The organism is Aeromonas sp. Y318-3 (genome assembly GCF_027706185.1).
GTDB lineage: Bacteria > Pseudomonadota > Gammaproteobacteria > Enterobacterales > Aeromonadaceae > Aeromonas > Aeromonas veronii.
Genome location: NZ_JAPDCN010000002.1, coordinates 333,728 through 348,613, shown reverse-complemented (window position 1 = coordinate 348,613; position 14,886 = coordinate 333,728). Strand labels below are relative to the sequence as shown.

14 protein-coding genes are annotated in these 14,886 nt (G+C 59.8%); 8 read left to right on the top strand and 6 right to left on the bottom strand.

Annotated elements, in window-relative coordinates:
• Window positions 1-54: 54 nt before the first annotated feature.
• Window positions 55-1,470 (top strand): aminotransferase-like domain-containing protein, encoded by a 1,416-nt coding sequence (locus tag OKB77_RS04080; protein WP_270816964.1) that lies wholly within the window; start codon window positions 55-57, stop codon window positions 1,468-1,470.
• Between the two features lie 93 nt (window positions 1,471-1,563).
• Here OKB77_RS04080 and OKB77_RS04075 read toward each other — a convergent pair whose 3' ends face one another.
• Window positions 1,564-2,022 (bottom strand): GNAT family N-acetyltransferase, encoded by a 459-nt coding sequence (locus OKB77_RS04075; RefSeq protein WP_270816963.1) that lies wholly within the window; start codon window positions 2,020-2,022, stop codon window positions 1,564-1,566.
• A 154-nt stretch (window positions 2,023-2,176) separates the two neighbouring features.
• The gene (locus tag OKB77_RS04070) at window positions 2,177-2,815 is read right to left on the bottom strand and encodes a tellurite resistance TerB family protein (RefSeq protein ID WP_042656069.1); all 639 of its coding nucleotides are present in this window, start codon (window positions 2,813-2,815) and stop codon (window positions 2,177-2,179) included.
• 138 nt (window positions 2,816-2,953) lie between these two features.
• Between OKB77_RS04070 and OKB77_RS04065 the strand changes: the two genes are divergently transcribed.
• Window positions 2,954-3,421, top strand: a complete 468-nt coding sequence (locus OKB77_RS04065) for an acyl-CoA thioesterase (RefSeq protein ID WP_021230653.1) — start codon at window positions 2,954-2,956, stop codon at window positions 3,419-3,421.
• 94 nt (window positions 3,422-3,515) lie between these two features.
• Window positions 3,516-3,671 carry a pleiotropic regulatory protein RsmS gene (gene rsmS / locus OKB77_RS04060; protein WP_074042636.1) on the top strand — a complete coding sequence of 52 codons (156 nt, stop codon included), beginning with the start codon at window positions 3,516-3,518 and terminating at the stop codon, window positions 3,669-3,671.
• A 57-nt stretch (window positions 3,672-3,728) separates the two neighbouring features.
• Here rsmS and OKB77_RS04055 read toward each other — a convergent pair whose 3' ends face one another.
• Complete coding sequence (locus tag OKB77_RS04055; protein WP_270816962.1) at window positions 3,729-4,571, bottom strand: LysR family transcriptional regulator; 843 nt, start codon at window positions 4,569-4,571, stop codon at window positions 3,729-3,731.
• A 176-nt stretch (window positions 4,572-4,747) separates the two neighbouring features.
• Here OKB77_RS04055 and OKB77_RS04050 point away from each other — a divergent pair, with 176 nt between their 5' ends.
• Window positions 4,748-6,010 carry a cyanate transporter gene (locus OKB77_RS04050; protein ID WP_270816961.1) on the top strand — a complete coding sequence of 421 codons (1,263 nt, stop codon included), beginning with the start codon at window positions 4,748-4,750 and terminating at the stop codon, window positions 6,008-6,010.
• A 50-nt stretch (window positions 6,011-6,060) separates the two neighbouring features.
• Here the strand turns inward: OKB77_RS04050 and rluF are convergent, their stop codons facing one another.
• Entirely contained in the window at window positions 6,061-7,092 is a 1,032-nt protein-coding gene (rluF, locus tag OKB77_RS04045; RefSeq protein WP_270816960.1) for a 23S rRNA pseudouridine(2604) synthase RluF, read from the bottom strand.
• Window positions 7,093-7,538: 446 nt separating this feature from the next.
• Between rluF and OKB77_RS04040 the strand changes: the two genes are divergently transcribed.
• Window positions 7,539-9,119, top strand: a complete 1,581-nt coding sequence (locus OKB77_RS04040; RefSeq protein WP_270816959.1) for an alpha/beta hydrolase — start codon at window positions 7,539-7,541, stop codon at window positions 9,117-9,119.
• A 214-nt stretch (window positions 9,120-9,333) separates the two neighbouring features.
• On the opposite strand, the gene OKB77_RS04035 is transcribed toward OKB77_RS04040, so the two are convergent.
• Together OKB77_RS04035 and OKB77_RS04030 are read right to left on the bottom strand one after the other, a co-directional pair.
• On the bottom strand, window positions 9,334-9,702 hold the full coding sequence (locus OKB77_RS04035) for a VOC family protein (protein WP_193860805.1): 369 nt from the start codon (window positions 9,700-9,702) through the stop codon (window positions 9,334-9,336).
• 204 nt (window positions 9,703-9,906) lie between these two features.
• Window positions 9,907-10,170, bottom strand: coding sequence for a hypothetical protein (locus OKB77_RS04030; RefSeq protein WP_042056561.1), 264 nt, complete (start codon window positions 10,168-10,170; stop codon window positions 9,907-9,909).
• 214 nt (window positions 10,171-10,384) lie between these two features.
• Here OKB77_RS04030 and OKB77_RS04025 point away from each other — a divergent pair, with 214 nt between their 5' ends.
• The 3 genes from OKB77_RS04025 (at window position 10,385) to rsxB (ending at window position 14,872) form a co-directional block, all read left to right on the top strand.
• Complete coding sequence (locus OKB77_RS04025; protein ID WP_270817006.1) at window positions 10,385-13,528, top strand: DUF3427 domain-containing protein; 3,144 nt, start codon at window positions 10,385-10,387, stop codon at window positions 13,526-13,528.
• A 181-nt stretch (window positions 13,529-13,709) separates the two neighbouring features.
• Complete coding sequence (rsxA, locus tag OKB77_RS04020) at window positions 13,710-14,291, top strand: electron transport complex subunit RsxA (protein WP_005337600.1); 582 nt, start codon at window positions 13,710-13,712, stop codon at window positions 14,289-14,291.
• A gap of 2 nt (window positions 14,292-14,293) precedes the next feature.
• Window positions 14,294-14,872: an electron transport complex subunit RsxB gene (gene rsxB, locus OKB77_RS04015; protein WP_005350799.1), complete on the top strand. Its 579-nt coding sequence runs from the start codon at window positions 14,294-14,296 to the stop codon at window positions 14,870-14,872.
• Window positions 14,873-14,886 lie beyond the last annotated feature (14 nt).

Here is a 14,886-nt window from a genome sequence, read left to right as displayed (position 1 = left end):
ACCTATAACAGATGCAGTTATATTGAATTACACCTATAACAGTTGATCCAGATCATGTCCCTTTACCAGCAGTTGGCCGACCGCCTGCAAAGCCAGATTGACGATGGTATCTGGCAACCGGGGGAGCGCATCCCCTCCATTCGCCAGAGCTGCAAGACCCACGGGCTCAGCCCCATGACGGTGTTGCAGGCCTATCAACTGCTCGAAAGTCAGGGGCGGATCCTCGCCCGCCCCCAGTCCGGCTACTACGTCAAAGCCGCCTCACCACAGGTCGTGCAGCACACGCCGAGCCAGACCCACTACAGCGGCTCGGTGGATATCAACGATCTGGTGTTCGAGGTGTTGCAGGCGAGCAAATCGCGGGATCTGGTGCCCCTTGGCATGTCGGTAGCAGACCCGACCCTGTTCCCCCATCCCCAGCTCGGGCGGGCCCTGGCCAGCTGCATGCGCAAGCTCGATCCCTTCAGCACGGTGGCCGACCTGCCCCCCGGCAACGAAGCGCTGCGCCGCGCCATCGCCCAGCGCTACGCCAGTGACGGGGTGGCGGTCAATCCGCAGGAGATCATCATCACCACCGGCGCCATGGAGGCGCTCTCCCTAAGCCTGCAGGTGCTAACCGAGCCCGGTGACTGGGTGGTGGTGGAGTCCCCCACCTTCTATGGCGCCCTGCAGGCCATCGAGCGACTGAAACTCAAGGCGGTGGAGATCCCGGTTATTCCGGGGGTGGGCATCGACCTCGACCTGCTGGCTGACGCCCTCACCCGTATTCCGGTCAAGGCGTGCTGGTTGATGGGCAATGTGCAGCACCCGCTGGGCCACACCATGCCGGATGGTCACAAAGCGCAGCTGATGGCGCTGCTCAACAGCCACGGGGTGCCGCTGGTGGAGGATGACGTCTATGCCGAGGTCTACTTCGGCCGCGAGCGCCCCAAGCCGATCCGCCACTGGGATCAGCGTGGCGACAGCCTGCTCTGCAGCTCCTTTTCCAAGTGTCTGGCGCCGGGCTTTCGGGTCGGCTGGGTAGTGGCGGGGCCCCATGCCGAGCGGGTGCAGCGGCTGCAGCTGATGTCCACCCTCTCCACCAATGTGCCGAGCCAGCTGGCGCTGGCCGAGATGCTGCGCCAGGGCGGAGTCGATGCCCACTTTCGCCGCCTGCGCCACACCCTGGCCCAGCGCCAGCAGCAGATGCGGGCGGCCCTGCGGCGCTTGCTTCCGGACGAGGTGCGGATCTCCTCCCCCGATGGCGGCTACTTTCTCTGGCTGGCGCTGCCTGCCCATTTCGACAGCCGCGCCCTGCACACCAAGGCTCTGGGCAGCGGTTTTTCAGTGGCCCCCGGCGCGCTCTTCTCCAGTCAGGGGCAACACAACCACTGCTTGCGCCTCAATAGCTCCCATCCCTGGAGCGAACAGCTGGAGCAGGCCCTCACCCGACTGGCGGCGCTGATTGCCGCGCAACTCGGGGAAAAGTAACGAGGCAAAGAGCCGCTGACGAAACGAACAAAGGCCCGTAACGGGCCTGTGTAGTTGGGGAGTGACGCGCCTTGGCTCGCCATCAGAAACTGGTTATCTGGCCATGATCTGCGACTGCACCTTGAAGCCCAGCGCCTCGTAGAGCGCTTGGGCACGCTCGTTGAAGGCCATCACCTCCAGCCGGATTTGCTGAGCATCACGGGCCTTGGCCCACTGGTCGCAATGGGCGATCAGCGCCTTGCCAATCCCGCGAGAACGGTGCTGCTCATCCACCACCACGGAGCCGATCCGGCAGATAGGCAGCTTGCTGAGAAACGGCACGCTCTCATTGATGTCGATCCGCGCCGTCAAAAAGCCCACCACCCTGCCATCCTGCTCGGCAACGCAGAACAGACGCCCTTCCGCGCCGATGGCGCTCAGCAAAAATGCCCGCTCCTCTGGCGAAGGGGGGCAGAACACTTCGGGATAGTGCTGATGGTGGATCTCTCCTATCTGCCGGTTCAGCTCGACAATGGCGTCTATATCCAGTTCGCTTGCCTTGCGTATCTCCAACGGTTGCTCCTTGCAAAAATGGTGATGGTCCTGCGCCATCTTAGGGGCTGTGTCCCGCAATCCAAATAGCCTCATCCCTATCTTTTGGCGGGCAGCAGAAACAACAACGCCCCTTGAGCGGGGCGTTATCGGCAATCCATGGCGGTGAGGGGTATCAGGCGGGGGCGTTAAGTTGGGCCACCTGCCGCTCGATGCTTCCCTTGAGGTTGTCATCGAGCTTGAGGGCGCGCGCCAGTTCGTCGAGATAACCGCGCTCCATAAAGTGATCCACCTCGATGGCAAGCAGGGAGGCAAGATAGACCTCGGTGGCCAGCTCCATGTCGGTCACTTCCCGCGCCAGCGCGTGGGGATCGAGGGGGCGGGCCAGCTCGGCGTCAATCCAGCGGGCGACATCGCTCTGGCCCTGTTCGGTCAGGTACTCCTGAATTTTCTGGCGCTCGGCACCGTCGATATGGCCATCGGCCCGGGCCGCAGCCACCATGGCGCGCACCAAGAGGGCCGCACGGGCATCCAGCGCATTGCCTTCCAGCCCACTGATGGGATGGGTGGGCTGGGCCGGAGCCGCCTGCTGGGCCTGCCAATCCTGATAGAGCTTGTAGGCCAGCCCGCCAAGGGCCGCAGCGCCCCCCACGGCAGCGGCCTTACCGCCATATTTGCGCACTTTTTTATTGCCCAGCAACAGACCGAGCGCACCACCGGCCAGCGCCCCCTGCATCTGCCCCTTGCGCTTGTCTCCGCCTTCGTTGAGCCAGCCTTTGCCAGCCCCCAGCAACTGTTCCAGCATCTGTTTCATGGTGTCACTCCTGCGGCTATGTTCCCGTCGATAGAGCAAGATAGTGACCCCGCCCCCCTGAATCGGGGATGAACCCTTGACCGGGCAGGCCGATGGGGCAAAGCTCAGGGAAACCCTTCAGGCAATAAGGATGTAACTGTGCCAAATCGCGAACTGACCCTGCAATTTCTGGCCGAACCCTCCGACGTCAATTTCGGCGGCAAGGTACACGGCGGCATGGTGATGAAGTGGATCGATCAAGCGGGCTATGCCTGCGCCGCTGGCTGGTGCGGCGGCTATGCGGTGACCGTCTATGTGGGGGGGATCCGCTTTTTGCGCCCCATCCAGATTGGCCAGCTGGTAGAGGTTCACGCTCAGGTGATCCACACCGGCACCACCAGCATGCATCTGGCGGTGGATGTCTACAGCCGCCACCCCACCGACACCGAGCGCCACAAGACTACCCACTGCATCATCATCTTTGTGGCGATGGATGAGCAGGGCAAACCGACCCCGGTGCCCCAGTGGCAGCCGGTGAGCGAGAGCGATCTGCAGTTGCAGCAGTACGCCAAAAAGCTGATTGCCCTGCGCGAGGAGATCGACAAGGAGATGCGTCAGCACCTCTGACCTTCATGCCTCACAGCCCGACAGAGCGGGCGCTTTCGGCCAACGGCGGCGCCCCTGTATAATCCCCCCTCTTCCCGCAACCGGAACCCTGCCCATGTCACTGGAAACTGCCCCGCCCGAGGTGAAACTCGCGGTGGATCTGATTGAACTGCTGGAGACCAACCAGCTGGCCCCCGAACTGGTGCTGGCGGCACTGGCCATTGTGAAACAGGATTACGAGCGCAAGCTGGCGGAGGGGAAGGATCACTGATCGGCCCTCACACTTTGTTGCGCTTTTTCAGACTTCAACTTTTCCCCATACCGCAAATTACTGCGGCCCCATCACCTCGTCACAGAGGGCTATCAGGGCCGCGCTCAAGCGGGTGAGCGGCTCGCCCCCGCTTCCCCCGGCATGGAGGGCCAGCTCCACCGGCGCCACCCTAGGCCACTGGGTCAGGGCCAGCTGATCGGCGGGCATCAGCCGTTTGGGTAGCAAGCTCACGCCAATACCCGCACTCACCGCCCCCTGCAAGCTGGCGAGGCTGGCGCTGACATAGGCGATACGCCAACGCCGACCGAGGCCATCGAGCGCCTCGGTCATCTGCCGCCGATAGAGCCCTTCGCTCGGGAACACCACCAGCGGCAGCGGATCCCGTTCCCGTGCGGGCCAGTCGCGACTGTCGACCCACACCAGCGGCTCGCGCCAACTGGCAAGGGGCGAACCCTTTCCCCGAGTCTGCTTGACCAGCGCCAGATCCAGCTCCCCCGCCTCGAAGCGCTGCCAGATCTCGTGGCTCAGGCCACTTTGCACCTCCAGCCGCACCTCGGGGTAGTCGCGGGCAAAGGCGGCCAGCACAGGGGTGATGGCGCCTGCGGCAAAATCCTCCGGCACCCCGAGGCTGAGCGATATGCTCCCCTCGCTCACCTGCTCCTCAGCCTGCGCCAGTAGCGCCAGAATGCGGCGGGCCAGCCCCAGTAATTTTTCCCCCTCCGCCGTCGCCACCACCTGACGGCCAGCACGATCGAGCAGCGGGCAGCCGAGCTGCTGCTCAAGGCGGCGGATCTGCTGGCTGATGGTGGATTGGGTCAGATGGACCCGTTCACCGGCGCGGGTAAAGCTGCCGGTGTCGATAATGGCGACAAAACTGCGCAGTAACAGGGGATCCAGCATGGGGCACTCCATTTACAAAATCACTGAAACTCATTCTATCATTTAATTTCCAAATGACTTTCGAGCCCGCTAGGCTGGCGTTTTTGCTTCCTTTGACGGTGATCTGCCATGTTCAGCCCCGATGACTCCGTGTCCCCAATGCCCCATGTCTCTCTCAGAACCGGAAACTGCACCCGATGAATCAACAAAATGCGGATCATCCCGCAGGCCAGACCGCCCTGCTGGTGCTGGTGATCCTGACTGGCCTTAACCTGCGCCCCTTTCTTACCGCCATCGGCCCGCTGGCCCAAGCCATTGATCAGCGTCTGGCGCTGGGGATGAACACCCTAGCCTGGCTTACCCTGTTGCCACTGTGGCTCATCGGGGTCGGTGTGCTGCTCACCCCCAGCCTGCGGCGGCGCGCCAGTGCGTGCCAACTATTGGGGGCGGCCCTGCTGCTGCTCGGCATTGGCAGCGCCATGCGCTTCGATGCCCAAAGCGGCGCCCTGCTGATCGCCAGCGCGGCGCTGTGTGGATTGGGCTCGGCACTGGTGCAGGGGGTGCTGCCCGCCCTTATCAAGCAGGCCTTCGCCCGCAAGGTGCCGCTGGTGATGGGGATCTTCTCCGCCTGCATGATGGGGGGCGGGGCGCTGGGGGCCAGTCTCACCCCAAGGCTGGCGACGAGCCTCGACTGGTCGCGGGCGCTGGCGCTGTGGAGCCTGCCGGTGCTGCTGGCCCTCGTCTGGCTGGTGTGGCAAGTGCGTCTGCCACGGGCCGCCGCGGTCGCCATTCCCGATGGCGAACAGCGGCTGATCACCCTGCCACGCAGCTGGTTGCTGATCGTCTGCTTTGGCATCATCAACAGCGGTTACGGCATCGTAGTGGCCTGGCTGGCCCCCGCCTATATGGCGCAAGGGTGGAGCGCCGCACAGGCGGGCGAGCTGGTCGCCTGGCTGGCACTGGCGCAGACCGCCAGCGGCCTCGGCCTGCCGCTGCTGGCGGCGCGCAGTCTGGATCGGCGGCCGTGGATGGGCCTTGCCATCGCCATGCAACTGGCGGGATTCGGCGGCCTCTGGCTGGCGCCAGCCAGCGCCCCCATTCTCTGGTGCATGCTGTGCGGCGCCGGTCTTGGCGGCAGTTTTTCGCTCATCATGGTGATTGCGCTCGATCACCTGCCAGACCCGCGCCGCGCGGGCACCCTGAGCGCCCTGATGCAGGGATTCGGTTTTATGCTGGCCGCCACCGGCCCCTGGGTGGCGGCGCGGCTCTATCACTATGTGGGCGACTTTGCGGCCGCCTGGCAGTGGCAACTGGGGGGCTTGCTGCTGATGAGCCTGCTGGTGCTGCGCCTCGACCCGCGCCACTATCCTCGTGTCATGGGGTTAACGACCGCCAGCGAGCCAACCCTTTCGGCCCCCCTCCCAACCAGCTCTGCGGCCCAAAGCAACACACCGGCCTGAGGCCGGTGTGTTGGAGATGACTGGCGGCTGACGTCACTCAGGGGTGCAACTCAGCGCCCCTTCTTCTGCCGCCCGGTGTTAGCGGTGCGCGGCTTGCCTGCGGCCGGTTTGCCACCCTTGGGTGCTCCTTTGCCTGCACTGCCCTTGCCAGCGCCGCCCTTGTTGGCAGCACCTTTGCCCGCACCACCCTTGCCCACCGGCAGCTTCTTCTCGAAGGCTTCCGGGCCCGGCACATTGGGACGCCCGCCAATCTCGTGATCATCATCGCGGCGCGGCTTCTTGCCCTGCCCCGGTTTGGCGCTTTGCACCGCAGGGGCCTTGGCCGCCTTGGGCTTGTCGCCTTTGGCCGGTTTCACCTCGGAAGAGGAGTCCTCAATCAGCTTGAACAGATCGATCAGCTCGTCGTCGGTGAGATCGCGCCACTCGCCCACCGGCAGCCCCTTGAGGCTGACATTCATGATGCGGATGCGCTCCAGCTTGGTCACTTCAAAACCGAAGTGCTCGCACATCCGGCGGATCTGGCGGTTCAGTCCCTGCACTAGCGTGATGCGAAAGACGAACGGCGCCTCTTTCTTCACCTTGCACTTCTTGGTCACAGTACCGAGGATCGGCACCCCGGCCGCCATGCCGCGCACAAACTCGTCGGTCACCGGCTTGTCGACGGTCACCAGATACTCTTTCTCGTGATCGTTGCCCGCCCGCAGGATCTTGTTGACCAGATCGCCGTGGTTGGTGAGGAAAATCAGTCCCTGCGAATCCTTGTCGAGCCGCCCGATGGGGAATACCCGGGTGCTGTGGTTGACGAAATCGACGATGTTGTCCTTCTCGCCCGCCTCTGTGGTACTGACGATGCCCACCGGCTTGTTGAGGGCGATCAGCACCAGACTGTCTGCCTCGCGCGGCTCGATCACCTGACCGTTTACCTTGACCAGATCGCCAACCTGCACCTGATCGCCAATCCCGGCCCGCTTGCCGTTGATAAAGACGTGGCCCTGCTCGATAAAGCGGTCGGCCTCGCGGCGCGAGCAGATGCCGCTCTCGCTGATGTATTTGTTCAGGCGCATGGATTCGTTAGCCAGCATGAGTCACCTGCCACAGGATCTGGGCCACGCCCGGTTGTGCCATCGGCTGTGCCGGGGAGGCTGTCTGCTGCATCAGCCAATTCACTACGTCAAAGTTCTGCATACCATTCCATCTTCAAAAAAGGCCAATGCCAGCTTATCCATCAAAAAACGCCGCTACAGTAGCATAATTGCCCCCGTTCAGGGGCGGATAGTTGCAGGGCCGCAGCGCCCAAGCGGGCATCCGCGAACAAGTTCACGCCGCCAGATGGCCCGCGATGCAACCTTTGAATGGCCAGCCTGATGCCAACGGCGGGATCTGGTGCCCACAGCCAGCGCAGCCGAATGCCATCAACTATACATATCACCTTGTTTCCATTAGGCTTTAAGCCGGTTGGCAGCGCCTTGGATGCTGCGCCAAACTCACCCGCCCAAAGGCGGCCCCCCCTATCGCCAAGGATTGCACCATGCTGGCTCACACTCGCCGCCTTGTTCGCCGTGCTCTGCTGACCCTGTTGCTGCTGTTGCTGACTGCATGGGCGGTGATCGCCTACTTCGCCTGGCAGGCAGCGCCGCTGCAGCTGTGGCACACAGTGGTGCCCCCCGAACTCAGTGTCGATGAGCTCGATAGCAGCGACTGGCAAGCCTATCTGACCCGCGAAGCAGAGCTGTTCGAGCTGGTGGCCAGCGAGGTGGTCGCCAAGACGCCGCCAGCACAGCAACTGGCCAGCAATCGCTACTATCAGGACTCCCCCATCAACCCCGCCCGCTTTCCGCAGAACTGGAACCGCTCCTACCTGCTGCGCCCCGAGGGGGAAGTCAAAGGGGTGGCGGTGCTGCTGCACGGCCTGACCGACTCCCCCTATAGCCTGCGCCATCTGGCCAGACGTTATCAGCAGCAGGGCTTTATTGCGCTGGGGCTGCGGATCCCCGGCCACGGCACCGTGCCCGCTGGCCTCGTGGATGTGGATTGGGAGACCTGGCTGGCCGCTACCCGATTGGCGGTGCGGGAGGCCAGATTGCTGGCGCCGGGCAAGCGGCCGCTGCATCTGGTGGGCTTTTCCAACGGCGGCGCGCTGGCGGTGAAATATGCGCTCGATGCGCTGGCCGACCCGAGCGGTGCGCTGGCAAAACCGGATCGGCTGGTGCTGATCTCCCCGATGATCGGGGTGACCCGCTTTGCCCGCTTCGCCGGGCTCAAGGCCGTGCCTGCCCTGCTGCCCGCCTTTGCCAACGCCGCCTGGCTCGACACCATGCCGGAGTTCAACCCGTTCAAGTACAACTCGTTCCCGGTCAACGGGGCGCGCCAGTCCTATCGCCTGACCCACGCCATCCAGCAGCAGGTGCGCCAGCTGGCCGCCAGTGGCAAGCTGGCGGCGTTTCCCCCCGCCCTCACCTTCCAGTCGGTGATGGACTACACCGTCAGCACCCGCTCCATCATTGCCGATCTCTACCACTACCTGCCGGCCAACGGCAGCGAACTGGTGCTGTTAGATATCAACCGCAGCACCCTGTTTGGCCCGCTGATGAGCTCGGCCTCCGAACTGGCGCTACACCGCTTGCTGCCAAACGCCCCCCAGCACTATCGCCTCACCGTGGTGGGCAATGTGGAACCCGCCTCCCCCGCGACGCAGGCCAGAACGCTGGCCAGCGCCGACCAGCCTGAGCAAGTTCACCCGCTGGGTATCGATTATCCCAAGGAGATCTACTCCCTCTCCCACGTGGCGCTCCCCTTCCCGATGGACGACCCCCTCTATGGCATGGCGGCGCACCCGGAGCAGCGGGAGCAATATGGCATCAATCTCGGCGGTCTGGCCCTGCGCGGCGAGCGCGGTGTGCTGATCGTCAACCCCGGCGCCCTCACCCGCACCTCTTCCAACCCTTTCTACCCCTATCTGCAGCAGCGGGTGATGGAGACCCTCACCGCCCCTCCCGTCGCCCGGCCTGCCGCCGTAACCCCTGCCAGCAGTGGTCAACCTGATGCGGCCTATCAGGCCGAGCTGGAGCAGTTTTTACAGGAGAGCGATGAGAGCAGCTCGCCTTTCTAGGGCGTCTCTGCCAGAGCGGCCGACGGTGCTTGGCGCGATAGCGATACAAGAAAGGGGCCGTCAATTGACGGCCCCTTTCTGTTGCTCATGGCGATGGGAGTGATGGCTTGGTGGGCTCAGGGATAGATGCTCACTTCTATCAGATTCTGATCCGGGTCGAGGAAGTAGAGTGATTCTGATAGATGTTGCACAGTCAGGCGCCGCGCCAACCCTGTCAGGGGTAGATGCTCACTTCTATCAGATTCTGGTCAGGGTCGAGGAAGTAGATGGATTCTATCGGCCCGCAGGCACCGCTTTTGGTCACCGGCCCCTCGACAATCTCCACCCCGTGGCAGGCAAGCTGGGCCATCACCTGCTCCAGTGGCCAGCGGGTGATAAGGCAGACATCCCCCGACCCAACCTGCGCCCGGTTGCGCGGCTCCTGCCCAAGCAGTTGCAGATTGATCTTCTGGTTGCCAAACCCTACCGCCCGGCGCCCCGCACTGAAGGTGATGGCCTCCATATTGAGCACCGAACTGTAAAACGCCACGGCCCGTTCGATATCACTGACCGTCAATACCAGATGGTCGATATGGCTGATCATGGTTACCTCCTGGTGGTGATCTGGCTGATGTGACCGACATATGCCCGCAAGCATCCAACTGTTGCCGCCACGGCGGGCAACCCCATCATACCCGGCAAGGGGAAGCCCATGTGTGTCGTGGCGCGCAAAGAGAGCGCAAATGATGATGTAATTTTTAAGGGGTGTTCAGTTGGGCGTTGCAATGGCTGCTGTTGTCGCGTTTGGCTAACTCTTCACTGGCATTAATGCTTCTGGAGTCATCACAATGAGCGGGATGGCCAGCGCCTGACTCAACCGCTCCGCCAGTTCGTAGGCAGGGCCGATGGTGTCGTAGTCTGCCACACAGGTTGCCAAGGCACAGCCGTTGCTCTCTTCGACTCGCAAGTAAACGCTGTAGCCTTGAACGGTCAGACCGCTGTCACGCACCACTTGTATCTCACCTTCCTGATTGATGGCCTCAAGTTCAACCGCTACCGGTTTCTTGAACATCTGTACTCCTCAGTCACTGCAGATAGTGGCAGTAATAAAGCCCAGCATGGGGTAAGAAAAAAATGCTGCCACATCTTGAATCTGTGAGCCACGTGAAAAAATTAATAATACGGGCTCCATAACCAAATATGCCACCGATAATAACATGCTGATTTAGATGAAAAAAATGATATTATCTCTTTCTTCTATAGACAATGTTCGAGGCTCGTGCGTGATGCAACAATGCGGTATTTATGAACAGCTCATTACTCAACTGCTGACATCTCGACTCGACCGCGAGCACTTTTACGTAGGGGAACGCCAGCTTGAACCTGCCGAAGCGGCAGTTTGGTTATCCAGATTTCTGAGCCGGGTTTTGGAATATGCGGTGGGCTCGGTAACTGGAGAGGATCAGCTGCAACGGCAGATCAAGCTGGCTAACCAGTTATTGCTTTGGCTAAAGGATCGCACCCAAGACCCAGACTTTATTAGCGAGCACCTCATCGATAGTCAGGGAAAAATTCTGACAGCGCTCTACCAGTTGGATAACCCCATCTCCGCCAATTTAAAACAATATGCCGAGGATATTTTCCCTCTGACAGGTCTCACTCAGAGCGAACTGTTTTGTGGCAGCAATGCGGGTTTGTCGATGGAGTCGGAGATTAAACGGGAAATATTATCGGCAGATAGCATCTGCTGGCTGGTCTCATTTATCAAATGGGCAGGTATCCGGATTTTCCGTCATGAGCTGGAAGAGTTCACTCGCAGCGGCCGCCAATTAAAAGTAATTACTACCTCTTATATGGGGGCGACCGACGCCAAGGCAGTTGAATTTTTAGCCAGCCTCCCAAATACCGAAGTCAAACTCAGCTATAACACCCAGCGCGAGCGGTTGCATGCCAAGAGCTATCTCTTTTGCCGAAATACCGGCTTTCATACCGGCTATATAGGTTCCTCCAATCTCTCTCACTCTGCCCTCACTAGCGGCTTGGAGTGGAACCTAAAAATCACCTCGCAAGAGATCCCTCATATTATCGAGAAATCCCTAAGTACCTTTGAAACCTATTGGGAATCCGATGATTTTGAGCTGTTTGATGGCAAGCTCGAAAGCCGTACAAAATTGCAGCATGCACTGCAAGAGGCCCGTGGGGATGGGGACAAAAATAGCCCTGCCTATTTCTTTGATATCACGCCGTTTCCCCATCAACTGGAGATCCTTGAACAATTGGCGATGGAGCGCGCTTTACACCAGCGCTTCCGTAACTTGGTGGTTGCGGCCACTGGTACAGGGAAAACCCTGATCTCCGCTTTTGATTTTGCGCGTTTTCTGAAAACCAAACCCGACGCCAAGTTCCTGTTTGTCGCCCACAAAGAGGAGATCTTGCGCCAAGCATTAGCCTCGTACCGCGGTGTGCTCAAGCAATCCAATTTTGGCGAACTCTTGGTCGGCGGCGCCGTGCCAACCCACTACCGTCAACTATTTGCCTCGGTGCAATCCTTGAATAACCAGCTGGCTAATTTACGTCTTAGCCCAGATTATTTCGATTACATCGTCATTGATGAGGTTCACCATATTGCGGCGGCCAGTTATCGCGGTCTGCTCGCCGCCTTTGAACCTCACATTCTGTTAGGATTAACCGCAACGCCAGAGCGCCATGATGGCGGTGATATTCTTGCCGACTTTTGTGGTGTCATCGCAGCAGAGATCCGCTTGCCCGAGGCTATCAATCGTCGCCATCTCTGTCCGTTCCAATATTTTGGTATCGATGATGATACTGACTTGCGCCAAGTGGCTTGGAAAAATGGCCGTTATGACATCACTGAGCTCACCAATATCTATACCCACAATCAGCAGCGGGTACAGAAAATCGTCCAGAGCCTCAATGAGATCGTCACCGATATTACCAAGATCAAAGCACTGGCATTTTGTGTGAGCCGTGAACATGCCGATTTTATGCGCAAGGCCTTTTTATTGAAGGGCATCAAGGCTGATATTCTCACCAGCGATAATCGAGACGAGCGGCATAGTAAACAACAAGATTTGCGCACTGGGGTTATCAATATTCTCTGCGTGGTGGACATCTTCAACGAAGGGGTTGATATCCCGGAAGTCGATACCTTGCTGTTTTTACGACCAACGGAAAGTCTCACCATCTTCTTACAGCAATTAGGGCGCGGCCTGCGGCTGGCGAGCGATAAAGAGTGCTGCACCGTGTTGGACTTTGTTGGCAATGCCCGTGTTGAGTATGACTTTGCCCAGAAATTCCGGGCACTGGTGGGCAAAACCAACAAGGCGATCAGCCACGAGATCAAACAGGGCTTCCCTCACGCCCCCTTGGGTTGCCGCATCGAGCTCTCAAAACAGACCCAAGAGTTAATTCTGAGCAATATCAAGAAGGCGACTCTCAATACCTCGCGCCTTATGGGCCTGATCCGCCGTTTCTCACAGGATTGCGATTTACCTCTGACACTAGCGAACTTTTTGAAGCTCTACCCTCACATTAGCCTTGAGGAGATCTACAAGCGCGGCAATTGGAGCGCCTTGGTCAAACAGGCCCACAACCATACCATTTCTGAAATGAGCGATGAAAAGCTGTCGACTCTCTACACCCGGGCCATCAAAACCCGGCTATTGGGCTGCGATGCGCTCCATTACTTGAACTTCTTACAAACCTTGGTGGCAGACGCATTTACCTTAACGGCCGAGCACGATGCACGCATGGCCTTGATGTGCCATTACGACTTCTGGCAACAGAGCGGCCCCACTGCTGGCTTTAGCTCCTTGGCGCACAGCCTGAAACAACTCAATCAACCTGAATTAAGGGCCGAGCTGGCAGATCTGTTGCCCATGCTGATCAACCGGGTGCAGCACGAACAAAGCGCCATGCCAAACCTTCCCGGTAATCCACTGCAGCTGCATGCCCGTTATGCCAGAGAGCAGGTGCTGGTTGGCTTTGGCGCGACTACCTTCGCGCAGCAACCCACTGCTCGCGAAGGGGTCTATGTCATCGCAGAGCAACATATCGAGTTGCTGTTCGTGACCTTGAACAAAACGGAACAGCACTTCTCCCCCACCACCCGTTATCACGACTACGCCATCAACGAGTCGCTGTTTCATTGGCAGAGCCAAAACAGCGCTCGCCCAGAACGGGGTAAGGGGCTGAGTTACATAAACCACAGAGCAGAAGGTAAGCGCTTGTTTCTGTTCGTCCGCGAGCAGAGCAAAGATGAATTTGGCCGCACCCTTGGCTTTGTGAACTTTGGTGAGGTGGAGTACGTATCCCACACAGGCAGCCAACCGATGAACATAAAATGGCGTCTCACTACTCCGATGCCGCCATTTATGTGGAAAGAGGCCGCCAAACTGGCTGTTGGTTAGTAAGGCTTCTCACCCGGTGGGGATATGACGCAAAACCCACCGGATTCTCGCCCAAAACCCCGGCTAAATTATCCAGTTGCATAATAACCATGCGGCCTTGCGGTTGTTTAACTGGCCCTAACGTCAGATAATACCGCCCGCCTTCAAACCCCGATAACCCGACTTTCAGTGACGGTAATTGATGACTGAGTACCTGCTTTTATTGATCGGCACCGTGCTGGTTAACAACTTCGTGCTGGTGAAATTCCTCGGCCTCTGCCCCTTTATGGGGGTCTCCGGCAAGCTGGAAACCGCCATCGGCATGGGGCTGGCGACCACCTTCGTGATGACCCTCGCCAGTGCCAGCTCCTATCTGGTGGAGCACTATATCCTGCTGCCGCTGGATATCGCCTATCTGCGCACCCTCGCCTTTATTCTGGTGATCGCCGTGGTGGTGCAGTTTACCGAGATGGTGGTGCGCAAGAGCAGCCCGACCCTCTATCGCCTGCTGGGGATCTTCCTGCCCCTCATCACCACCAACTGCGCGGTGCTCGGGGTGGCGCTGCTCAGCATCAATGAGCGACACGACTTTATCCAGAGCGTGATCTACGGCTTTGGCGCCGCCACCGGCTTCTCGCTGGTGTTGATCCTGTTTGCCGCCATGCGCGAGCGTCTGGTCGCCGCCGATGTGCCCGCGCCGTTTCGCGGGGTGTCGATTGCCATGATCACCGCCGGTCTGATGTCGCTGGCCTTTATGGGCTTTACCGGCCTTATCAAGATATAACCATGATCCATATTCTCTTTGCCATTCTGGTGCTCACCCTGCTGGCGCTGGCGTTCGGGATTATCCTGGGCTTTGCCGCCGTCAAGTTTCATGTGGAAGCAGACCCCATCGTCGACCAGCTCGATGCCCTGCTACCCCAGACCCAGTGTGGCCAGTGCGGCTATCCCGGCTGCAAACCCTACGCCGAGGCACTCGCCAACGGCGATCAGATCAACAAGTGCGTACCCGGTGGCGAGGCCACCATGCGCAAGATTGCCGATCTGATGGGGGTCGAGCCCCAGCCACTGGGGGGCAGTGACGAGGCCGCAGTGCCAGTCAAGAAGGTCGCCTTTATCCACGAAGATCAGTGCATCGGCTGCACCAAGTGCATTCAGGCCTGCCCGGTGGATGCCATCGTCGGCGCCACCAAGGCGATGCATACCGTGATTGCCAACGAGTGCACCGGTTGCGATCTCTGTGTCGATCCCTGCCCGACCGACTGCATCGAGATGATCCCGGTGCCCACCACGGTCGATAACTGGAAGTGGGATCTCAATAACGTGCATGTTCCGGGCAAGATTCCGGTCAAGATAGTGGAATAAACAGCGGAGCAACC